General features: G+C 35.1%; 21 protein-coding genes and 1 tRNA gene. 7 read left to right on the top strand and 15 right to left on the bottom strand.

Going from position 1 to position 22,535, the window contains the following annotated elements; genetic code table 11:
* Nucleotides 1-84: 84 nt before the first annotated feature.
* The gene (locus ACP7AQ_RS02530) at nt 85-1,125 is read right to left on the bottom strand and encodes a Gfo/Idh/MocA family oxidoreductase (RefSeq protein WP_426094259.1); all 1,041 of its coding nucleotides are present in this window, start codon (nt 1,123-1,125) and stop codon (nt 85-87) included.
* Nucleotides 1,126-1,281: 156 nt separating this feature from the next.
* Nucleotides 1,282-2,349, bottom strand: coding sequence for an NADH:flavin oxidoreductase/NADH oxidase (locus tag ACP7AQ_RS02525; protein ID WP_426094258.1), 1,068 nt, complete (start codon nt 2,347-2,349; stop codon nt 1,282-1,284).
* 191 nt (nt 2,350-2,540) lie between these two features.
* Between ACP7AQ_RS02525 and rseP the strand changes: the two genes are divergently transcribed.
* Together rseP and ACP7AQ_RS02515 are read left to right on the top strand one after the other, a co-directional pair.
* Nucleotides 2,541-3,890 (top strand): RIP metalloprotease RseP, encoded by a 1,350-nt coding sequence (gene rseP / locus ACP7AQ_RS02520; RefSeq protein ID WP_426090612.1) that lies wholly within the window; start codon nt 2,541-2,543, stop codon nt 3,888-3,890.
* Nucleotides 3,891-4,027: 137 nt separating this feature from the next.
* Nucleotides 4,028-4,101, top strand: a tRNA-Asn gene (locus tag ACP7AQ_RS02515).
* A gap of 96 nt (nt 4,102-4,197) precedes the next feature.
* On the opposite strand, the gene ACP7AQ_RS02510 is transcribed toward ACP7AQ_RS02515, so the two are convergent.
* Nucleotides 4,198-4,596: an NUDIX hydrolase gene (locus tag ACP7AQ_RS02510; protein ID WP_426090611.1), complete on the bottom strand. Its 399-nt coding sequence runs from the start codon at nt 4,594-4,596 to the stop codon at nt 4,198-4,200.
* Nucleotides 4,597-5,287: 691 nt separating this feature from the next.
* Between ACP7AQ_RS02510 and ACP7AQ_RS02505 the strand changes: the two genes are divergently transcribed.
* Nucleotides 5,288-5,677: a Dabb family protein gene (locus ACP7AQ_RS02505; protein ID WP_426062412.1), complete on the top strand. Its 390-nt coding sequence runs from the start codon at nt 5,288-5,290 to the stop codon at nt 5,675-5,677.
* A gap of 108 nt (nt 5,678-5,785) precedes the next feature.
* On the opposite strand, the gene ACP7AQ_RS02500 is transcribed toward ACP7AQ_RS02505, so the two are convergent.
* The 3 genes from ACP7AQ_RS02500 to ACP7AQ_RS02490 all read right to left on the bottom strand — a co-directional run bounded on the left by ACP7AQ_RS02500 (nt 5,786) and on the right by ACP7AQ_RS02490 (nt 8,136).
* The gene (locus tag ACP7AQ_RS02500; protein ID WP_426094257.1) at nt 5,786-6,853 is read right to left on the bottom strand and encodes an SDR family oxidoreductase; all 1,068 of its coding nucleotides are present in this window, start codon (nt 6,851-6,853) and stop codon (nt 5,786-5,788) included.
* Between the two features lie 95 nt (nt 6,854-6,948).
* On the bottom strand, nt 6,949-7,512 hold the full coding sequence (locus ACP7AQ_RS02495) for a Crp/Fnr family transcriptional regulator (RefSeq protein WP_426062414.1): 564 nt from the start codon (nt 7,510-7,512) through the stop codon (nt 6,949-6,951).
* 204 nt (nt 7,513-7,716) lie between these two features.
* On the bottom strand, nt 7,717-8,136 hold the full coding sequence (locus tag ACP7AQ_RS02490) for a DUF2452 domain-containing protein (RefSeq protein WP_426090607.1): 420 nt from the start codon (nt 8,134-8,136) through the stop codon (nt 7,717-7,719).
* 498 nt (nt 8,137-8,634) lie between these two features.
* Here ACP7AQ_RS02490 and ACP7AQ_RS02485 point away from each other — a divergent pair, with 498 nt between their 5' ends.
* Together ACP7AQ_RS02485 and ACP7AQ_RS02480 are read left to right on the top strand one after the other, a co-directional pair.
* Complete coding sequence (locus ACP7AQ_RS02485) at nt 8,635-9,759, top strand: PQQ-dependent sugar dehydrogenase (protein ID WP_426094256.1); 1,125 nt, start codon at nt 8,635-8,637, stop codon at nt 9,757-9,759.
* A gap of 3 nt (nt 9,760-9,762) precedes the next feature.
* Nucleotides 9,763-10,206 (top strand): c-type cytochrome, encoded by a 444-nt coding sequence (locus tag ACP7AQ_RS02480; protein WP_426094255.1) that lies wholly within the window; start codon nt 9,763-9,765, stop codon nt 10,204-10,206.
* Between the two features lie 22 nt (nt 10,207-10,228).
* Here the strand turns inward: ACP7AQ_RS02480 and ACP7AQ_RS02475 are convergent, their stop codons facing one another.
* A complete protein-coding gene (locus ACP7AQ_RS02475) occupies nt 10,229-12,307 on the bottom strand; it encodes a TonB-dependent receptor family protein (RefSeq protein ID WP_426094254.1) in 2,079 nt (692 codons plus the stop codon).
* 330 nt (nt 12,308-12,637) lie between these two features.
* Between ACP7AQ_RS02475 and ACP7AQ_RS02470 the strand changes: the two genes are divergently transcribed.
* Nucleotides 12,638-13,666 carry a hypothetical protein gene (locus ACP7AQ_RS02470; RefSeq protein ID WP_426094253.1) on the top strand — a complete coding sequence of 343 codons (1,029 nt, stop codon included), beginning with the start codon at nt 12,638-12,640 and terminating at the stop codon, nt 13,664-13,666.
* A gap of 14 nt (nt 13,667-13,680) precedes the next feature.
* On the top strand, nt 13,681-14,529 hold the full coding sequence (locus ACP7AQ_RS02465) for a polysaccharide deacetylase family protein (RefSeq protein ID WP_426094252.1): 849 nt from the start codon (nt 13,681-13,683) through the stop codon (nt 14,527-14,529).
* A gap of 213 nt (nt 14,530-14,742) precedes the next feature.
* Here ACP7AQ_RS02465 and ACP7AQ_RS02460 read toward each other — a convergent pair whose 3' ends face one another.
* The 8 genes from ACP7AQ_RS02460 to ACP7AQ_RS02425 all read right to left on the bottom strand — a co-directional run bounded on the left by ACP7AQ_RS02460 (nt 14,743) and on the right by ACP7AQ_RS02425 (nt 22,511).
* The gene (locus ACP7AQ_RS02460; protein WP_426094251.1) at nt 14,743-15,960 is read right to left on the bottom strand and encodes a murein hydrolase activator EnvC family protein; all 1,218 of its coding nucleotides are present in this window, start codon (nt 15,958-15,960) and stop codon (nt 14,743-14,745) included.
* Nucleotides 15,961-16,019: 59 nt separating this feature from the next.
* Nucleotides 16,020-16,805 (bottom strand): DUF4292 domain-containing protein, encoded by a 786-nt coding sequence (locus ACP7AQ_RS02455; RefSeq protein WP_426094250.1) that lies wholly within the window; start codon nt 16,803-16,805, stop codon nt 16,020-16,022.
* Complete coding sequence (locus ACP7AQ_RS02450; RefSeq protein WP_426094249.1) at nt 16,805-18,154, bottom strand: tetratricopeptide repeat protein; 1,350 nt, start codon at nt 18,152-18,154, stop codon at nt 16,805-16,807. Before ACP7AQ_RS02450 ends, ACP7AQ_RS02455 begins: the two co-directional genes overlap by 1 nt.
* 109 nt (nt 18,155-18,263) lie before the next feature.
* Nucleotides 18,264-19,274: a sugar phosphate nucleotidyltransferase gene (locus ACP7AQ_RS02445; RefSeq protein ID WP_426094248.1), complete on the bottom strand. Its 1,011-nt coding sequence runs from the start codon at nt 19,272-19,274 to the stop codon at nt 18,264-18,266.
* A 77-nt stretch (nt 19,275-19,351) separates the two neighbouring features.
* Nucleotides 19,352-19,786, bottom strand: a complete 435-nt coding sequence (gene dut, locus ACP7AQ_RS02440; RefSeq protein ID WP_426094247.1) for a dUTP diphosphatase — start codon at nt 19,784-19,786, stop codon at nt 19,352-19,354.
* A gap of 223 nt (nt 19,787-20,009) precedes the next feature.
* Nucleotides 20,010-21,476, bottom strand: coding sequence for a lipopolysaccharide biosynthesis protein (locus ACP7AQ_RS02435; protein WP_426094246.1), 1,467 nt, complete (start codon nt 21,474-21,476; stop codon nt 20,010-20,012).
* Nucleotides 21,477-21,595: 119 nt separating this feature from the next.
* Nucleotides 21,596-22,057 carry a hypothetical protein gene (locus ACP7AQ_RS02430; protein ID WP_426094245.1) on the bottom strand — a complete coding sequence of 154 codons (462 nt, stop codon included), beginning with the start codon at nt 22,055-22,057 and terminating at the stop codon, nt 21,596-21,598.
* Nucleotides 22,058-22,067: 10 nt separating this feature from the next.
* Nucleotides 22,068-22,511 (bottom strand): GNAT family N-acetyltransferase, encoded by a 444-nt coding sequence (locus ACP7AQ_RS02425; RefSeq protein WP_426094244.1) that lies wholly within the window; start codon nt 22,509-22,511, stop codon nt 22,068-22,070.
* Nucleotides 22,512-22,535: the final 24 nt, after the last annotated feature.

Here is a 22,535-nt window from a genome sequence, read left to right as displayed (position 1 = left end):
AACGTTATTGTTTATAAAAAGTAATTACCGGGAATTTACTAATTTTTTTAACCTTGTAAAAAATCAGTGAATTCCCGGCAGATTTTATAGATCAATTACTTTTTTCTGCGCACTGCTTTGGATTGCAGCTTCAATAATTTGCATTACATATAGACCATCTTGAGCCGTCACCGGTTCGGTTAAGTCATTTACAATCGAATGATAAATTCCGTCAAAAAAATCATAATAATTCCCTTGAAGTGTGGATATAATTTCCTGAATAATTTCTCCATTAATTTCAGTGTGCAAAAGTCCCCGTTTTTCAATGGATTCCGTTCCCCACGTTTCTAAATTTGGCTTATTTCCTGCTTTCAATTCGTCTTCCTGTACATCACCACGCAGTTTTAGGAAAGAACCTTTTTTTCCATGAATAACATACGCCGGAATGGCTTCGCGCACAAAAAATCCAGCTTTGAGTCGGACACGGAAATTGGAATAATACAGTAAAACATCAATGTAATCATCTACTAACGAATGTTCCCGCGTGATGCGAATATCGGCAAAAACCGATTGTGGTAAACCAAATAAACACAACGCCTGATCAATTAAATGAGGCCCTAAATCCTTTAAAATTCCAGCACCAGAATTGGCGGATTCTTTGTGTTGCTTTGGACTTAAAATAGGATTATAACGGTCAAAATGGAATTCGGCTTCGACAATTTCGCCCAGCACATTATCCGAAATAATTTTTTGAACGGTTTTGAAATCGCTGTCCCATCTTCTGTTTTGGAAAACGGCGAGCTTTAGCCCTTTTTCTTTGGCGATAGCCGCTAATTCCTGCGCTTGGGCAACTGTTGTGGTAAATGCTTTTTCGACAAGAGCGTGTTTTCCTGCCAAAAGGACCTGTTTTGCATATTCATAATGCGTATTCACCGGCGTATTAACGATCACCAAATCAACATCATCTTCCAACAACTCTTCCATAGTGGCGTAACTTTTTACCATAGGAAAATCCTGATGAATTAATTTCTTGCTTCGCTCCCAAGAACCAAGCAACTCAAATCCTGGATGAAAATTCAAAAAAGGAGCATGAAATACTTTTCCGGACATGCCATAAGAGAGCAATACTGTTTTTATTTTTTGCATATCATATTTTTCAGATCAGTAGAGTGTGCGTTTTTAAACAAATAAATCATATAAGTTCATAGAAGAATTGGGTGAAATGGCTAACTCTGAAATTCTACCTTTGAAATTCAATCCCAATAATTAGTGCCAATTCGTGAAATTCGTGATTGGATTTCATTAAATTTTAGCTCTTTCGTATTGTTCTGGCCATTTGACATCTGCTTTTAAATCAAGGGCGAATGTCAATCCCAGATACGGATTTCTAAGTGATTCTCTGGCAAATAACACTAAATCTGCCTTCCCTGAAGCGACAATTTCCTCCGCTTGAACGGCATCAGTAATTAAACCTACGGCTCCAGTTGGAATTCCAGTTTCCTTTTTTATGTTTTCCGCAAAAGGAACTTGGTAATTTGGAGCTAACGAAATTTGTTGGTGCGAGACTAATCCTCCTGAAGAAACATCGATTAAATCGACTCTTTTTTCTTTTAATATTTTCGAAAGCTGTACTGATTCCTCTAAGTTCCAGCCGCCTTCCGCCCAGTCTGTAGCAGATATTCTAACGAATAAAGGTAAGTTTTCCGGCCATTCGGATTGAACGGATTCGACTACTTCGAGAGTCAAACGGATTCGGTTTTCGAAAGTTCCGCCATATGCATCGGTTCTAAAATTAGATAATGGCGAAAGAAACTGATGCAACAAATACCCGTGCGCCGCATGAATTTCCATCACTTGGAAACCTGCTTGAAGTGCTCTTTTAGTGGCTGATTTAAAGTCGGAAACTACTTTTTGAATTCCTGCTTCATCTAATGCAACAGGCAATTTTTCAGTATGATGATACGGAACTGCACTTGGCGCTACGGTATCCCAGCCGCCTTGGGTTTCGTCTAGTTTTCGGCCTCCGTTCCAGGGTGACGCGGCACTTGCTTTTCTTCCGGCATGAGCCAATTGGATTCCGGGAACCGATTTATGACTGATTATAAATTGATTAATTTGCTGCATTTTTTCAATTTGCTCGTCTTTCCAAAGTCCCAAATCCTCGGGAGAAATTCGGCCTTCAGCAGAAACAGAAGTCGCTTCCTGAATGATTAATCCCGCACCGCCAATGGCACGACTTCCAAGATGTACGAGATGCCAATCATTGGCAAAACCATCTTGAGCAGAATATTGGCACATCGGCGAAATTGTAATTCTATTTTTTAGCGTTATGCTTTTTATTTGAAGAGGAGAAAATAATTTTGACGACATAAATTTATTTTAAAAGTGAAAGAAACAAGAAATACTCATTTCTAAAAAGTAAAGTTAAGATTCCCAAATCAAACTTAGAATTCAATTTACATTAATTAACAAATATTTAAAATGGTATGGAACAATTATTGTAAAATAAACAAATAGAAAACCTTACTTTTGTGAGTTGTAAAAAGAACTAAAATTAAAAAATGGACATAGTTATCAAGCTTTCTCAATTTTTATTGAGCTTATCATTACTGATTATACTTCACGAATTAGGACATTTCATTCCTGCTAAATTGTTTAAAACCAGAGTCGAAAAATTTTATTTGTTTTTTGATGTTAAATATTCCCTTATCAAAAAGAAAATTGGCGAAACCGAATACGGTATCGGGTGGCTGCCTTTGGGCGGTTATGTTAAAATTTCGGGAATGATTGACGAGAGTATGGACAAGGAACAAATGGCTTTGCCACCGCAACCATGGGAATTTCGTTCTAAACCGGCTTGGCAACGTCTGATTATTATGTTGGGAGGAGTTACCGTCAACTTCATTTTGGCTTTCATTATATACATTGGAATGGCATTTGCTTATGGTGATACTTATATTGCTAATGAGGATTTGAAAGATGGAATTTGGGTAACCAATCAGGCTATTGAAAAGGCAGGCATCCAAACTGGCGATAAAATTCTTTCTATAAACGGAAAGAAAATCGATCGCTATGACGATATCTCTAAAAATTTATTTCTGGCAAGAGAAGTTACTGTAGAAAGAAATAACGAAACAAAAATCGTTAATTTCCCTATAAATATTATCAATCAGATAAGTAATTCCGGAGCAAAACGTACTTTGGTCGAAATGAGAATCCCGTTTATAATAAGTGACATAGATAAAAGTTCTCAAAATTTTAAAACTTTAAAATCTAAAGATATCATAACTCACTTTAATGGAGTTCCTGTAAAATATGCTGACCAAGCTATATCACAGTTTAAAAACTTTAACGGAAAAACAGTTTCTGTTACTCTAAAAAGAAATGGGCAAATTATTCAGACAACTGTAAAATTCGACAACAAATCTAAATTAGGGATTGCTTATCCTTCAAGATTACCTTATTCTAATATCGAAAAATTGAATCTGTACAAGATCAATCGTCAACAATTTGGCTTTATTGAATCTATTCCAATCGGAATTAATATTGGTGTAGATGGATTAGTTGAATACGGTAACCAACTTAAAACCATTTTCAATCCTAAAACCGAAGCTTATAAAGAAGTAGGTGGTTTTGCCGCTATTTACAATATTTTTCCTAATACATGGAGCTGGCAAGTTTTCTGGAATATCACTGCTTTATTATCGATAATGCTTGGTGTAATGAACTTATTGCCTATCCCGGCACTTGATGGTGGACACGTTATGTTTTTATTATATGAAATCATCAGCGGTAAAAAACCAAGTGACAAATTCCTAGAAAACGCGCAAATGGTTGGTTTCGTATTACTTATAACACTGTTATTATTTGCTAACGGAAATGATATATACAAGGCAATTGTAGGGAAGTAAAAAAAAATAAAAAAAGTTTGATTTTTATTTGCACAAACCAAATGATAGCCTATCTTTGCACCGCTTTACAAGTGAAACACACCGCACAAATAAGCATATAAAACGTTCATTCAGCATCAGAATAAAAACATACAGTTTCCTTCTTAGCTCAGTTGGTTAGAGCATCTGACTGTTAATCAGAGGGTCCTTGGTTCGAGCCCAAGAGAGGGAGCTTTTTAAAAAGACTTTACAGTGATGTAAGGTCTTTTTTTGTTTTAAAAAAGTGTGGTTTCACATTAGAACTCCTATTTATTTTCTATATAATTGTTTATTCCAACATATTGCGTTCTTTCAAAAAATCAAAAATTAACTTATCCACCGCTGATATTTTACCTTTATCAGAATAAGTTAACCATATCATTTCTTCGATTTCTGAATCCACTTTTAGCAAACCATTATAACTTGCAGCATAACAAGTCATTTTGACAATCGTGTCTTCAGAATGCCCGTGAGCGTGTGCTTGAAATACTCCAATAAATTTTAGGGTATCTGGGATTAACACTACGCTTAATTCTTCTTTTATTTCACGACATAACGCCTGTTCGTCACTCTCAAAATTTTCTCTTTTACCTCCAGGAATATAATATTTATCTTTGCCAAAAGATTTTGTAGATAGAATTTTATTGTTTTTAATTTCAATCCAAGCGAGCTTATCAATTATTTTCATTTGCAGTGTTTTTGAAATTATCTCAATGATTGCCTATAAAATAACTAAATTCCCTATTGATAACCTCTTTTTCAACTGGCTTTTTATTAAATAATTTTCCGAGATTGCAAATGAGTTTTTTGATTCAGTAAATTTGTTTTGAAAATGGAACTTAATCGGAAACTTTAAATCCAGCTGAATTACACAACTTAAACCAATTCATAAGTGGCTTATAAAAATAATATTCTGCGTTGTGACCACTATACTTGAATTAAAAAATAAAACGTATTAGGAAGTTTTTGTGTTTCTAAATTCTTCTAAAAAATACCGTAAGGCGCTGGTCCCGTTTTTAATTTAGTATTCTTTAAAATCAAAAAACAATTTTAGAACACAAAGGCACCATTGGAGATTAACTTGACATCGTCATTTATAAAATTTTAAAATTTGAATAGAATGCAAGTACACAGGCTGCCGCCAAAACATTAGATTAAAATCTCCAATTAATACTTTGGAGTTACATACAATTACAATTTTGATTTTAAGATCTTCGATGTCGTTAAAAAGAAAAAGATTAAAATTAATGATCTTAAAGTAGATCAAAACGACCAAGGTAGAATGCCTCCTATAAAATAATACTACTCTATTCAAACAGATAAAAAGTGTTATTTTTCTTTTTTAAAGTTCGATATTTACCTTTTAAAAAAATAAATTGATGATACGTAGAAGATTTATTGGTTTCGCAACTTTACTTGGAGTTGCTGGTATTATGGGCTTTGCAATACGTCCAAAGAAAAAATCATTGTTGCATCATGTGTTTTTTTGGTTAAAGAACCCACAATCCGAGGCTGATAAACAGCAATTAATTTCTGGTTTGAAAACCTTATCGGGAATTCCAGCGATTCGTCAAATTCATGTTGGGGTTCTAGCTTCAACTGAGAAACGGGAAGTTGTAGACACCTCTTGGGATGTTTCAGAACTTATGTTTTTTGATGATGAAGCCGGGCAAAAAATATACCAGGATCATCCCATTCATCAAGACTTCGTAAAGAACTGTTCTCATTTATGGAAAAAGGTCTTGGTTTATGATGCAATAGATGTGTAAATATTGAAAAAGTGGCTACGGCCAATTCAAAGAAAAATACAAATAAAACAGGGGTTTCAAGAAATATATCTTGCGACCCCTATTTTTATGCATGCTATTTTACGATAACTATGGAATCAGTCGGTCAGTACGAAGCTGTGCAAACAAATCGTAAAAGGAATCTTCGGTACGTTGAAAAACGGTAAAGCCGAGTTTGCGACTTTTAGACATATCCGTCATTACTTCTATGGGACGTCCCAAGTCAAGATCAGTGTGCCACGGAGAAGCCAATTTGTTTAAATCAGACTCTTCAAGAGCATATTGTGTGGCGATTTTTTTCCAAACTGGAGCTTCATGTTTCATTTGTTCTTCAAGAGTATGAATTGTATCATCAAAACCTACTGCTTCAATTCCAAACGATTCCGCTAGTTTTTTCCAAAGCCATTTCCAGCGAAAAAAATCACCATTTACCACATTGAATGCTTCGTTACGAGCCGATTCAGTAGTCGAAGCCCATATTAAATGTTCCGCCAAAACTCTGGCATCGGTAACATCTGAAAGTCCATTCCATTGTGCTTCTGAACCCGGCCACTGAAACGGTTTGCCTGTTTCTCTGCAAATACTGGCGAACACCGCGAGCGTAGTGCCAAGATTCATTAAGTTTCCTACCGCTTTTCCTATAATCGTATGCGGGCGGTGGATGCTCCATGTAAAACCATCTCGTCCTGCAGCGGCATAAACCTCATCTTCTTGTGCGTAATAAAAATTATCCAAATTGAGACGCGGTTGCTCTTCCCTCAGTGGCGTTTCCGGCAGAAATCCTTCTTTGGCGTAGGCCTCAAATGGCCCAAGATAATGTTTCAGTCCTGTAACTAGCGCCACATGTTGTACTGATTTTTTAGGAGATAATACCTCGAGAAGGTTCCTGATCATCAAACTATTTACCCGAATGTTTTCGGCTTCAGAATCCTGACGCATCCAAGTTGTAATGTAAATGTGCGTGGGAGAAATGTTTTTTAACGCTGCTTTTAAATTTTGCAAATCTAAAAGATCTGCAGCAACAGGCTGAAGGTTTTCTATGTCTTTTCGCGGGTTTCTGGCTAAACCAAAAGTAGTCCAGCCTTTAGCAATAAGTTTTCCTGCGAGATTGCTACCCGTTATTCCGGTCGCTCCAACTACTAACGCTATATTTTCCATGTTTCTGTTTTAAAATTTTATGAATTACAAAATTCGAAAATATTCCATAAGTTACAAAGGACATAAGTCACAGATAATTTGTGACCTATATCACGTTAATGCGACAAACGGCTCAAAGTTTCTCTTGAAATTCCCAGATAGGATGCTATTAAAGTTTTAGGAATGCGGTGTATCAAATCCGGGTATAATTGGATAAACTGCATGTATCGTTCCTCTGAGTTTTTGCTCATCAAAGACAGAATTCGGTTTTGAAGCGCAATATTTCCGGCAGTCATTTTTTGCAAAAAGAAGAATTCCATTTTCGGTAATTCGGCACACAATTTTTCTCTGTTTTCAAGCGTGATATAATAAGTTTGTGCGTCTTCTAAGCAATCTATATTGAGTGTGGCATTCTGTTCATTATAAAAACCTTCATTATCAGTAATCCACCAGTCTTCCTTGGCAAATTGAAGGATATGGCTCTTGCCCGATTTGTCGATATAAAAAGATTTCATAAGCCCTTTTACAACAAAATGAACGTATGGAACAGGATTCCCCTGCTGCACAATGTATTGATGTTTTTTATAGTTACCAACCAAAAAATAAGACAGTACGAATTGAAATTCATCATCCTCTAGTAGTACAATTTTCTCAATTTGTTTTCGTAAAATTTCTTCCATAGTTTCTTATATTAAAACCCGGATAAAAATACGATTAAAAAAAGAACCGTTTAAATCTATTCCTAATCTTAAATAAAAATTAAAACTCGGAAGGAAAACGCAAACAAGGCAACACGATTAGTTTACTATAATTTTTGTAAATCAATTCTGCTCTTAGAAATACTAATAAACGCTTTAACCTCAAATAATCTCGATTATTTTAATTTAATAGAGATGCGGATCTTGTGCGTTCAGCAGAATCCATTTTTTATCACTGTTGAGTTTAAAGGTGCCAATATGTTCCTTGTTCCATTCATCAGGTCCTATCAATGATAGAAAATTTACGCCTGCGGCATCTCTGTACAAATGATAAATTTCACCAATAACGGGTTCAAATGAAAATTTAGCACTGTACACTAATTCATTCCACTCGTATTCTTGCATCAACTTTTGATATTGCAGTTTGAGTTCGTTAAACTTATTTCCAAGCTCTTTATTTACATTGTCAATCCCTCTACTTTTCCAAGAAACCACATCATCAACCCTGATTACCGGGGCTCCAACATTTGTAGCGTAAGGCAGTACACTGGCATTAAAACCTTTTTCAACAGAGTATACAACATTATCTGGTTTTTTATTTTTCATCTATTTTTAATTTATATTTCCCAATTAATTACAAGTAATTAATGAGTAACGTTTCATTTATTAGTTTTAAAATCAGTTTAAAATGTTTATTCATGCAACACTTTTCTGTATCTACAACTATTCTTTTGAAAGCAAAAGCATATTTAAAAATTTCAAAGCGGACATTTTAAAAGCTGTTTTGTTTAATAATTATGCTGCAAAGTTAAACAAATAATTCAAATCGGCAGTAAAATTTAAGCCTTGAAGAGCAATATTAATTCTGTTTCGACTTCTTGTTCCAAAATTAATAATATATTTATTTTCAATGTGTCGTAAAAAAGAATTTAATGTAGAGATTTGGAAGACTATAAAAAGCTAATTGAATTCTGACAGCAAAAACAGGGTTTTAAAAATTAAGATTTGTTAATTCTAAGCAAAATTAAAAACTTATTTATCTTTTTAAATCAGCTTTTACTACCTTTAAAAGATTTCTTTTTTAAAAGATTAAAAATTATACTCATGAAAAAAACAGCAATAGTTTCTCTCGCGATTCTTTCATTCCTTTCTTTCAGTTGCGATGCGCAAGTAAAATCCAATGATATTCCTATTAAAGACGAAGTAAAAAACTATACACTCCAGACTGTAGCTTCTGATATTGCAATTCCGTGGGGAATGACTTGGCTGCCTGACGGGAGCATGTTAGTTACGGAAAAAAGCGGTATATTATATCACGTCAAAAACGGTGTGAAAACGGAAATTAAAAATGTTCCCAAAGTATATACTCGCGGACAAGGCGGATTACTAGATATCGTGCTGCATCCTAATTATGCTAAAAATGGCTGGATTTACATGACGTATGCTTCCGATGAAGGGGAAGGAACTGGCGGTCACACAAAACTCATTCGAGCAAAATTATTGGACGGAAGTCTGACACAAATCGAATCGCTTTATAAAGCCACTCCAAATACCACAAAAGGACAGCATTTTGGTTCCCGAATTGTATTTGATAACGACGGATATTTGTATTTCTCTGTAGGAGAACGAGGCGAGCATTTCGTAAATCCACAAGACATCAAACGCGATGGCGGAAAAATATACCGATTAAACGATGACGGAAGTATTCCTAAAGACAATCCTTTTGTAGGCCAGACCGGAGCTAAAGAAGCAATTTACACCTATGGGAATCGCAACCCGCAAGGAATGGCAAAAAACCCCGTAACAGGAGCAATTTGGGCACATGAACACGGTCCTCAAGGTGGCGATGAAATCAATATCATAAAAAAGGGAGTCAATTACGGATGGCCAGTTGTTACTTACGGTATCGATTATGACGGAACAACCATCAGCAAAGAAAACGAAAAACCAGGCATTGAAAAGCCTATTTATTATTGGTTACCTTCTATCGCTCCTAGCGGAATGACTTTTGTTACCAGCGACAAATATCCGGACTGGAAAGGGCATTTATTGGTTGGTTCTTTAAAATTTCAATATCTTGAATTGCTAAAGTTGAAAGGCAATGAAGTTATCGGCAGACAAAAAATCGCAACCGACATTGGCCGTGTACGTAATGTGGCACAAGGTCCAGATGGCTATATTTATATGGGCGTAGAAGGAAAAGGAATTATTAAAATCATACCTAATTAGACTATGTTTACAACGAAATTATTTTTGGGATTTGGACTATTTGTATTGGGAAGCTTTTCTTTAGAAAACCCATTTTCTCCAGACAACTACATTGACTTGAATACCGAAACCACAGTTGTTTCAAAATTTCAGTCACCGGGAAAAGAAATTTATGCTGATTTTTGCATGCAATGCCATGGTGCAAATGGCAAAGGAGATGGTAAAAACTTCCCTCCTCTTGCCGGTTCTGATTGGTTAAAAACCAAGAGAAATCAAAGTATAGCTGCCGTAAAATTTGGACAAAGTGGCAAAATTGTCGTCAATAAAATAACGTATAATAGCAGCATGCCAGCCATGGGACTTACAAATCAGGAAGTTGCCGATGTGATGAATTACATCATGACTTCTTGGAGTAATAAACAAACCAAAATCGTTACCGAGAAAGAAGTCGCAGCCATTAAAAAATAAAATTCGGACTTAGTATTGGTCTCTAAAAAACATAAGACACCGAAAAACCTCCATAAAAATTGACAGGATTTCCCGGATAAAAATAGCGTGGGGCGGCAGTCCCAAAACCTACAGCATTGGGTAGAATGTTTGCTGCGTATTTAGTGTCCAATGCATTATTAACTCCAGCATTCAACTCTGTTTTTAGGATTTTAAGAATCGTAAAAACATACGTCGTTTTGATGTCAAGCAACGAATACCGCTCGCTGTATTTTGTATTGGCATCGTTTAAAGGAATTTTACCTATCGTTCGGAACGAAGTGTTGACACTAAATCCGTTTTTTGTATTTAGATCCACTCCAAAATTGAATTGTTTTTCGGGAACCCCTGTAAGTTGGTTTCCCGAATAATTCGCATTGCCATCCAAAAATTCTTTAAATTTAAAAGTATTTACCGCTCCTGAAAAATAAGGTGTAATTTTAAATTGGGTCAGCTCTAAAAGTTTATAATTTACTAAGAATTCAAATCCCGTATGCGAACTGCTGCCCGCATTAATTCCTACAAATTGATCATTGGCGGTGCGTCGTGCCACCAATAAATTTTCAATTTGTGTGGTGTAAAACGTTACTTCTGTATACACTTTATTTTTAAGCCAATTTCCTTTGAAACCGAGTTCGTAATTCCAACCTATTTCTGGTTTTAAATCGGTGTTTATTTGACCTTCCGGAGTCAATGTTTCAGCAACAGAAGGCACCGAAAATCCTTTGCTAACCGACGTAAATATGTTTTTCCCTTTGCTTACTTTATACGAAAAACCAACTCTTGGCGACCAAACATTTCCAAAAGTGAAAGGCATCTTTTGACCTCCAGAATTATTTTCGAAAACATCCTCTAACGAATATTTGGTTGTGTTAAATGCTACTCCGGTTTCCAGATGCAGTTTTTCTGAAATCCAAAGTTCCATTTGTAAAAAGTAGTTTGCGTAATTCCGGTTTTGTTTGATGGCACTAAATTCGTCGCCCTTAATACTGCCTTGACCCGGTTGCGATTGGTACAAATTTTTAAAAAGAGAATACTCGTACTTTTCAATTAATAATTCGGTGCCAAAACTCAGTTCAAATGGCAAGGAAAACAATTGGTCTTTATAATTTACATTGGAACGAAATCCCGCAGCATTTGTTTTTTCATCCAAAATATCAAAAGGTCTGGGTTCGTATGCGTCTTTAAAATTAGAAAAAACACTGGTTTGTATAGACCATTTCTCAGAAAATTGATGATCGTATCCTAACCCGAACATAAATTTGTCATACGACTCAAAACCTTGAGCGGCTGCCCAAGTAGCGGCTGCTTTCTCAGGATTATTTTTTAAATCCGTCTCATTGATAGAACTTGGAATAAAAGCTTTCAGTCGGGTAAACGTTCCTAAAAATGACAAAGTGCCGGCGGAACCAATTTTTTGTTTACCATGCAGGTTCAATGATTTTCTGTTGTAGGAGCTGTTTGCTCTGAATCCGTCACTTTGTAAATCCGTAAAGCTTGTAAATACATTTGTTTGGGAATCGCTGTATCCTGCCGAAAGACGTTGTTGCAACAACCCAAAACTTCCAAAAGTAATCGTTGATTTCCCGAATGATTCCAACAAAGGCGTTTCTCGTGAAAACAATTGGATTACACCGCCCAAACCGGAACCAAAACTAGTGGCATTTGGCCCTTTTATAATTTCAATTTTTTCGATTGATGCTAAATCAATATCATCAATCGTAGTTTCGCCTTCACCGGAAGTCAATGGAATCCCATCAAAATAGGCTTTTATTTTATTGGTACCGTATTGAGATCGGGCGCCAATACCCCGAATCGTAATCCTGTTGGTATTAATAGCACCTTGCTGCATCGTAACGCCAGGGATTTTGTTTAAGACCGGAGTAAGAATAATTCCATCACTTTTATTTATGTCAGCTGTGGTAATAACTGAAACAGAAGAAGCCGTATTCTGAAGTACATTTTTGATTGGCGAACCCTTCAATGTAATTTCTGAAAGGGCAATCGTATCTTTTTTTATTTGTCCAAAAACAGCAGTCGCACTACATAAAAAAAGGAGGAAAAAAAAGGAATTTTTGAACAATTGCTTGAGTATTTGAATGAATAAAAACGTTGATAAAGTTAGCTATTTATTTTTATTTCTAAAAATCATTTTTAAACAAGAATCGATTAAAGAAAATTCTCGATTGCATGTAAGCGAAATTATATTCTGTTTTTATATTTGATGACATTAAATTGTGAAATTACATAAAGCCTTAGTTAAACCGTAAATTATATAAAAAATACCGCTTTATGACACTACTTTACATAAAAAGACGTTCTTTAAAAATCATACCTTTGTCGTTGAAACAAGAATTAAATTACCTTTAAACTTCGATATTTCTTTTAAATAAAAAAACAACATTATTTACTTATGAAAAAATTAGCACTTGCATGTATCACACTTCCTTTATTGTTGTTAAGTACTTTATCCTGCGATCGTGGCAAAGCGGCCGATACTGTGAACGGAGAAACGACAACAGAGACTAAAAAAGCGGATTCAATTGAAAAAAAGAAAGTTCTTACCATTGACACACTTGATTTCAACAAAAGAATGGTCGCTTTAAGCAACAATGACACTACCGGAAGATGGCCTGTAAAAGCGCCTTATCCTTTACCCGGCGCGTTATTACCATACAATAGAATTATTGCTTATTACGGAAATTTATATTCCACGAGAATGGGTATCTTAGGTGAACTTCCTCGTAAAGAAATGTTGGCAAAATTACAAGGCGAAGTCGCTAAATGGCAGGCAGCTGATTCTACTGTAAAAACAATTCCTGCTTTGCATTACATTGCTGTTACGGCTCAAGGCGCTCCGGGAAAAAACAACATGCACCGCCTGCGAATGCCTTTTAAACAAATTGACACTGTTATCAGTTGGGCAAAACCTATTAATGCATTAGTGTTTTTAGATATTCAGGTAGGTCACAGCACTGTTAAATCAGAAGTAGCGGAACTGGAAAAATATCTTGCCATGCCTAATGTACATCTTGGAATTGATCCTGAATTTTCGATGAAAAACGGAGAACGTCCAGGTTCTAAAATCGGGCATTTTACTGCCTCAGACATTAATGACGCCATTGATATTTTGGCAGACATTGTGCGTAAAAATAAACTGACTCCAAAAGTATTGGTAATACACCGATTTACACAAGGTATGGTGAAAAACTACAAAGAAATCAAAACCGTACCCGAAGTACAAATCGTAATGGATATGGATGGTTTTGGAAGTAAAGTATTAAAAAAAGATTCTTACGTAAGTTATATTTATAGAGAACCTGTACAATTTGCCGGTTTTAAATTGTTTTATAAAAATGACAATAAAAACGATTGGAAAATGTATAGTCCTGAAGAATTAGTAAAATTCACTCCAAAACCAATTTACATTCAGTACCAATAATAACGATTCAACTTATGAAAAATATTCTTTATTCCGTTTTCATTGGATTATTTTTATTGGTGGGATGTCAATCAGAAACGCGTAAAATAGTTCCTGAAGTCCCACTTGTCGCGGCTCCAGCAAAAATTGTTGCTCCAAAAAAAGTAGCTGCAGATGCCGCGACCATTCTTTCGAAAAAAGAAGTACCCATTTTATGTTATCATAACATCAGGGATTTTAGCGCCAGTGCGAGTGGAAACGTGAAGGTATATACCGTAAAACCTCCTGCTTTTGCTGAACAAATGAAAACGTTAGCTGATGCAGGCTACCACACCATCTTGCCGGAACAATTGTATAATTATTTAGTTTTTGATGGCCCATTACCTGAAAAACCAATCATGATTACCTTTGATGATACCAGAGAAGAACAATTCAGTATTGGCGCAGCCGAGATGAAAAAATACGGTTTCAAAGGGGTGTTTTTTATTATGACTGTTTCTATTAACCGTCCCGGATATATGAGCAAAGAGCAAATCAAAAGCTTGTCTGACGACGGGCATGTAGTAGGCGCACATACTTGGGATCATCACATGGTTACAAGATATACCGGAGACGACTGGAATACCCAATTGGTTAAACCAAAAGCAAAACTGGAGGAAATCGTAGGGAAACCAGTACCCGATTTTGCCTATCCGTTTGGATTATGGAATACCGAGGCAATCCCTGAAATAAAAAAGAGTGGATATAAAATGGCTTATATTTTATCTACCAAAAGAGATCCTGTTGATCCATTGTATACTATCAGACGTATTATAGTTTCGGGAACTTGGTCTACTGAAGGGACAATGAAGGCTATAAATTCTTCTTTTACTAAAGCTGAATAGCATTTTAAACCGATTCTAAATTTGCATTTGTTTTTGGAAATTAAATCAACTGCACGACTTATGAATTAACAATATAACCGTTGAAAAGGTTCTTTGCACAACTTTTTTTGCTTTAGTTTTAAAGAGTTTCTTAACTAAAATATAGGTCATAAAAAAAACACTATCGTATTCCAAAGAATATAATAGTGCTTTTTTTATTTAAAATAACTGTTTTTATCTTGGTGACAACCAACCTTCAGGATTGTTGTAAGTAGTGTTTTGAAGGATTAAGAATTTAATTATCGTTTTACCCGTTTCACCGTTGGTTCTTACTTTTCCAAGGCTTTGCTTTATACTCACTTTATCTCCTTTGCTAACATTCACGGAACTTAAATTTTGATAGACCGTGAAGTAATCACCGTGTTGTATCATTACCGCTTTGTTTACTGGTGACAATACAATAACGCTGGTAACTTCTCCTCCAAAAACGGCTCTTGCACTTGCGCCTTTGTCTGTAGTGATTTCTACACCGCTATTGTGCACGGTTATCGTGTTAAACAAAGGATGCGTTTGGTTTCCGTATCCTAATGACACATATCCTTTTTCAACTGGATAGGGCAATCTTCCTCTGTTAGCTCTAAAATTATCCGCAATAATTTTAGATTCAGGGGTCAGTTCAATTTTAGATGATGATACCGCAACTTTAGAAACTGGAGCACTCGGATTGGCTTTCGCTTTTTCTAGAGCCGCTTTCCTGTTGGCTGCAGCAATAGCTTCCCGTATTAGTTTATTTATTTGTCTGTCAATCGTTCTGTATTCCTGTTGTTTTTTCTTGATTTCTTTAGCAATCTTATTTTTATCTTTTTTGATAACGCTTACTAACTTCAATTGCTCTTGTTTTTCCTTTTCTAAAGACAAACGTTCTTTTTGGTTTTCAGCAATCAGTTTTTGTTTTGCTGTTTTTTGTACATCTAGTTTTTGATTAAAATCTGTAAGCTTATTTGTTTTTGTTTTTATTTCTTCTCCCTGCATTTTTCTGTAGCTGGTATATTGTTTCATATACTGCGCTCTTTTATATGCCTGCAAAAAGTTTTCAGACGATAACAAGAACATCGCTCTGCTCTCCGATGAACGGCTTTTATATGATTTCACAATCATCTTAGCATAATCTTCCTTAAGTTCAGCTAATTCTTTTTTCAATTTATTGATTTGAACCTGATTAATATACATGTCATTATTCAGCAATTTGGTTTGCTTTTCAGTAGTGTTTATTAATTTTTCCTTCAGCTTTATTTTGGTGCTTTGAATGACAATTACGTTAACAACAGATTTTTCTTTTTTCTTTACAGATTGTAATAACTTTTCATTTTCTCGAATTTCTTTTTGAATTTGAGCTTTACGTTCTTCTAATTTTTCTTGTTGAGATTCCTGACTCCACAGTAATGAAGTCATACAGATAAAAATTAGGCTTAGGAGAAATTTTGGCATATCGAAAAAATATTTTTGCTAATTTACTTAATTATAATTCTTTTGTACCCATTTGGAACACTATAAGGAAAAGAAAGTTCTTCATTGAAAGTTACTGAGTTGTATTCGAGATTAATTTCGGTATTTCCTTTCTTCTGAAATGTATTGATTAAAACGCTTGTTGGTAGTGTAGCCTGATTGTATACTTTGTTGTCAGCATATGCTACTTTGATCGTTCGCTCTTCAGCAGTTTGCGTGATTTCCTGTTTTTGAACCAAGAATTTATCGGCATCCAAAAAGAATGATTTTTTGGTGTTTTTATTTGATGTATCATCCAATCGATACGTTTGTTCCAATAATGATTCTAAATATTTTCCTTTTGTCAAATCATCAATTGCCTGGCCTAATAACATGTTCTGGATTTTATTATAATCTAAATCCGTTCCTAACCACTGGCTTAAAGTACTGAAATCACCATCAAAATATTTCCCGTTTATCTTTTCGTAATAGCTTACTGTAGTAGGAGTAATTAATGCTTTTGCCATTGTAATTCCCAGGAAACGGATGCTTACCAAAATCTGTTCGTCTTTCTTTATTTTGATTTCAGCGGTAACATTTTGCGTTTGTTTGTCATCAGCGTAACGGGCGTTTGACTTAATGTATAATGTAGAAAATTCATTTTTATTGTTGTAATGATTTTCTATTATTTTTTTAGCCGTCATGTATCCTGCCCCCATGACAGGCTCATTACTTGCTTCGACGGCAATAGCTTTCGATTTGCACGATACCATAAAAACAGTAAGTAGCACTAATATTGAAATTTTTTTCATTATTTTTTTTCTTTTAATAATTGATTGGCTTTAGAGAAAAACAAGTCTTTTTTCTTGAAATCTCCCAAACCATTGTACGCTTCTCCAAGCTGGATATTGAAATTTATTTCCAATTCCTTATTCTCCACTACATAATCCATGCCCATTTCTAATAAATCTTTCGCTTTTTTAAATTGTTGGAGCTGATTGTTAGCCAAACCGGCATAATAATAAAATTGCGGTTGTGTTGGAAAAGTCTCTACCAGCGCCAACGATTTTTTGGCTACTGCATCAAATTGTTTCATCTCTGTATGCGCTTGAAGCAAAAGTAAATTCGTTTCTACAGTATCTCCTATTCCCTTGCTTGTCGATTTTTCATAATAAATAATAGCTTTTTCCCATTGTTTTTTAGTATGGAAAAACTTCCCTATTTCTTTGGCTACATCTACGGAAGAATCATTGTCAAAATAGCTGACAGCTTTCTCTAAATCAGGCGAATATTGCGGATTCTTATCGGTGAAAATCAGAAACTCATTCAGAATTCTGTGTTTAATTTTCGAATCTATTTTGGAACTGGCCAAAACGATATTCATCGCTTTTATCGCTTTTGGTGCGTCACTAGCATCCAGATAATTCTTGAATAAACTCACTTGTGCCCATTCCGAATCTGGAATTGCTTTTTCCAGTTTTTTGACCGTTTCAAAAGCTTTTGTTTCTTCATTATTTTTGGAATACAAAAATATTAAACTAATATAATTGAACTCATCCTGTGGATTTTTAGCAATTAGATCTTCCAGATTGGTAATCTCCATATTTTGAAATTTCCCTACTGATAAAATCTGACTTTTGTACAATTCCCTTCGGTCCGTTTTTCCATAGGTTTCGTTGAGCTCCTGAATCAACGCAAGTGCTTTTTCATACTGATTGGTCCCCATGTACAGTGAGGTCAAATCTTCTTTGTACTTTGGATCAAATTCAATCAACTTATTAATGACTGTAATTCCTTGAGTGAAATTTTTAGTCTCGTAACTCACATCATACATTCCTATCCAGAACCATTTATTTTTTGGATCTATTTTAGTGGCGTTTTCAAAGTAATTATAGGCACTCTTATACTCTTTTAATGCTAAATAATTCTTTCCCAATTCATAATAAACAGTTGCATCGTTCGGTTTTATTTTGTTGGCTTTTTCCAAAGCTACTATCGCTTTATCATAATTTTCAATTCCTTTCTGAAGCAAGGATTCATAAAAAAGTTCTTGAAACTGATCCGTATCAAGCTTGATTTCTTCAGGTTCCGTTTGTGCCCACAGCAAAGCAGGAAATAATGAAATTCCTAAAATATACAGAATGAAAGCGTTGTTTTTCATGTTTTTATTTAAACCGAAATATCTAAAATTTTTATAAAAAACTATATTAATTTTTTTAGACACCGATTCACAGAATAAAAAAAAGTAATCTATGAATATGTGCGGAACTTTATTCTAAAACCGAATAATCACCAATGCTAATGCTTGAAAAATTACCGTCAAAACTGGCGTGATTTCCAATCATTGCGTTGTCTAAATTTGCATTTTTGATGTGAGAGTGTGTTTGTATTAAACTGTTTTTTACGGTACTGTTTTGAACATGACATCCATCACCTAAAGATACATTTGGTCCAACAGTTGCGTTTATCAAAATTACATTTTTACCAATATAACAAGGCGGAATTATGGTTGAATTTTCTAATTTGACATCAAAGTCCACTAAATGTTCGCCATCATTATGCAAGAATCCTAACATTCTGGAATTCGTTTCCACGGTTACATTTTTATTACCGCAATCCATCCATTCGTCTACTTTACCCGGAACAAATTTCATGCCTTTGGCCATCATCTGCTTGATTCCGTCATTTATTTGATATTCGCCCCCATGGATAATGTTGTTGTCTAATACTAATTGTAATTCGTTTTTTAAAACGGCAACATCTTTAAAATAGTAGATTCCAATTACGGCAAGGTCAGATACAAAAGTTGCCGGTTTCTCCACTAATTCTACTATTTCATTCGCTTCATTCAGTTTTACAACACCAAACGCTTCTGGTTGATCTACTTGTTTTACCCATATCACACTGTCTGCATTTTTATCTAAATCGAAATCGGCACGTATTAGCGTATCTGCGTAAGCAATAACCGCAGGACCGCTCAAAGAATCTTTGGCACACATAATAGCATGACCGGTTCCTAACGCTTCATTTTGGTAATAAATAGTGCCTTTGGCGCCTAATTTTTGCGCGATAGCAAGTAGTTCCTCTTCTACTTTTTTACCAAAACTTTCATGAATAATAAAGGCAACTTCTTCAATATCTTGATTCAACACTCCGGCAATATCCTCGACCAGGCGATGAACAATTGGTTTTCCGGCAACAGGAATTAATGGTTTAGGAATGGTTAATGTATGTGGGCGAAGACGTGAGCCACGTCCGGCCATTGGGACAATTATTTTCATATTATTGTATATTAATAGATTAAAAAATTAGAATTAAAAATCTTTGAATTTTTCAATCTTTGAATTATTAAATTAATTTATTTTACTCCCGTACTTCCAAAACCGCCTTCTCCTCTTGAGGTTTCTGCTAACTCTTGTACTTCAACCCACTGCGCACGTTCGTGTTTTGCGATGATGAGCTGTGCAATGCGCTCTCCGTTTTCAATAACGAAATCTTCATTGGATAAATTTACTAAAATTACACCAATTTCACCACGATAATCGGCATCTACTGTTCCAGGAGAATTCAGAACCGTAATTCCTTTTTTGGCGGCCAAACCACTTCTCGGACGTACTTGAGCTTCATAACCTATGGGCAATTCAATGAAAAGACCTGTTTTTACGATTGTTCTTTCCAATGGCTTTAAAATGATGGATTCAGTTAAATTGGCTCGTAAGTCCATTCCTGCAGAGGCTATGGTTTCATAGTTAGGCAAGGCATGTTGTGATTTGTTGATTATGTTTACTGTCATTGTTTTTTATTTAAAATATGGAAGTAGGAGCAACAAGTCGCGACTTGTCCCTACATGATCTTTCGTATTGTTTTAGATTTTTTTTAGCCCTGATAACAGTGGAAATCCTTTTCCTTTTTTCTTTAAAAAGGAAAAGATTACTTCACTATACTTTTATTTTCATTTGAGTTCAGTGAATTTCATTTGCAGCGAATAGTAGGAAATAGCTCCTGAAAACTAGCTTCTAATTCTTTTTTCGATTCAACATTTTGATTAATAATTCTTTTTCGTTGTGGTATATAAAATACATAAATACCAGTAATAACGTGATTCCTACGTAATAATTCTCTCTAAAACCGTAAAATGAAACTGCCGAAAATCCTACTGAAATCAATAGATATATGAAGATTTTATTGGTATCGTACGGAATAGGATAATATTTATTCCCAAAATAATAGGAAATACACATCATGCTTCCATACGCCGCAATCGTGGCAATTGCCGACCCGTAATAACTCATTGTTGGGATCAGAAGATAATTTAACGCGAGTGTGATTATGGCCCCTACTATGGAAATATAGGCGCCGATATGTGTTTTGTCGATCAGTTTGTACCAAACGGAAAGATTGGTATAAATTCCTAAGAAGAAGTTGGCCAAAATAATCAGCGGCACTACTTTCATGGCTTCCCAATAGGACTCATCCCTGATCATAATAACTTTGAGCACATCGGCAAAAACGATGACGGACAGTAATATAAAAGAGCCAAAAATGACAAAATATTTGGTAATTGTAGCATACGTTTGTGGTGCATCCTGACTATCCGAGTGGCTAAAAAAGAAGGGTTCGATTCCCAAAGTATAGGCAGTTCGGTACAAAACCATGAACAATCCAAGTTTGTAGCAGGCGTTATACACTCCCACTTCGGCATCAGCAATGTCAGGAGGCAATAAGTATCCCAATAAAATTTTGTCAAATTGGTCGTTGATGGCAAATGCTATTCCGGCCACCATAACAGGCATACCGTATTGCATCATTCGTTTCCAAAGCGAATAATCAAAATGCCATTTCAATATAAAGTAATTGGGTGACAACACTATAAAGGTCAGTAGACTGGCAATTAAATTAGACACAAAAATATAGCCTATCTGAAAATCTTCCAAGTAAAAAGAACCTAAAAAACTATCCGGATTCGATTGTGAAATCACCGGTAAATAACTCAAAAAGAAGACGTTCAAAAACAAATTGACAGCTACATTTCCTATTTTGATTATGGCGTATTTTATCGGTTGTTGATTGACCCTTAATTTAGAAAAAGGAACAATCACCAAAGCGTCGAGCACTAAAATCCAGATGTTATACGTAATAAATTGCGCGTCAATTCCAGCCCAAACGGCTAAATTGTTTCGGAATAATAATGCTATGAATAGGAACGAAATGGAAGTCCAAAAAAGCGAAACGGATGTGGTTTCCACTACCGATTTCTTGTCTGTTTCTTTATTGTAAAATCTAAAAAAAGCGGTTTCCATTCCGTACGCAAGAATGACATTAAAAAAAATAATGCCGGCAAAAATGATGGAAACCTTTCCGTATGCTGCTTTTGGGAGTAAATCCGTGTACAATGGCACCAAAAAAAAACTGAACATTCGGGGGATGACCGTTGCCAATCCGTAAATGGCAGTCTGTTTAAAAAGATTTTTATATAATCCCAAAATGGTGTTTTTATTAAAATTAAAAAGCCAAAAATAACTAATTCTTTGGTTTAATCCGCTGAAGTGCATGTTTGTTTTGAAAGAGAACAATCAAAAACAAAAGCTTTTCTATTGCGCAATTACCGCAATGGCTTTTCTATGAGATTGGTTATTTTAAAGAACTGGGTTTTATTGTCTTTCTTGTATTTCAAAATTGCTTCGTTGGGTTTCAAATCAAATTTAGATTTTTGAATTACGGGCGCTTTATTACCATATTCTTTGGCAGGATTACTATCCAAAATTAAATCTTCTTTTTTATTACGTTGATAAAAATGTGCTACAAAGGTACTTTTAGTAATTTCGTCAACAGAAGATTCTTGATTGTGAAAATAGATTTTCTCCAATTCGATGTTTACAGCAAGCGGTTTTTTAAATTCGATATAAAAATGCGTAGCGGTATTTTCGTTGCCATTCTTCATTTTCTGATAAAAAGCCGATTGTATTTCCTGTGGAAATTCTGTTTGAAGTTCTTGTTTCATGGCACAAAAAGTAAGGCTGCTAGCGGTGATCAACAAGAGACTAATTATTTTATATCTTTTCATAATTTTCAATTTAACTTAATCCTTCTTCATTTAAAATCTTAAGAAAGTGAAACCCTTTTGGCACATAACCTTGGTTGTAGTAAAAGCGATGTGCGGTGAAATTTCCGGTAAAGGCATCTAAAACGATCATCGTACAGCCCGTTTTTTTTGCCAAAGCATCAACATAATCCGTCATCATTTTGCCCAATCCTTTGGAACGGTGATCCGGGTGCACAATAAAATTATCAATCTCGATGTATTTTCCCGACCAAAGTTTTGTTCCCGACCAAAACCCGGAAACGGCAACGCATACCTCATTTTCAAAAACGGCTACCTGCTTGTAATTATGCGGAATCATCTCCGTAAGATACGATTGGTATTTTTCTACCGTAAATGTGGGGTATAAAAATCGCATTACTTCAATGTTTTCAAGCATTTCTTCTACTGTGCTGAGTTCTCTTAATTGTATTTTCATTCTTCCTAGTATTATTTTAAACTA

Origin of the sequence: Flavobacterium sp. DSR2-3-3, from assembly GCF_049896585.1 — a bacterium.
Lineage (GTDB): Bacteria > Bacteroidota > Bacteroidia > Flavobacteriales > Flavobacteriaceae > Flavobacterium.
The sequence above is the reverse complement of the archived record's forward strand: the minus strand, read 5'-3'. Positions and strand labels throughout refer to the sequence as shown.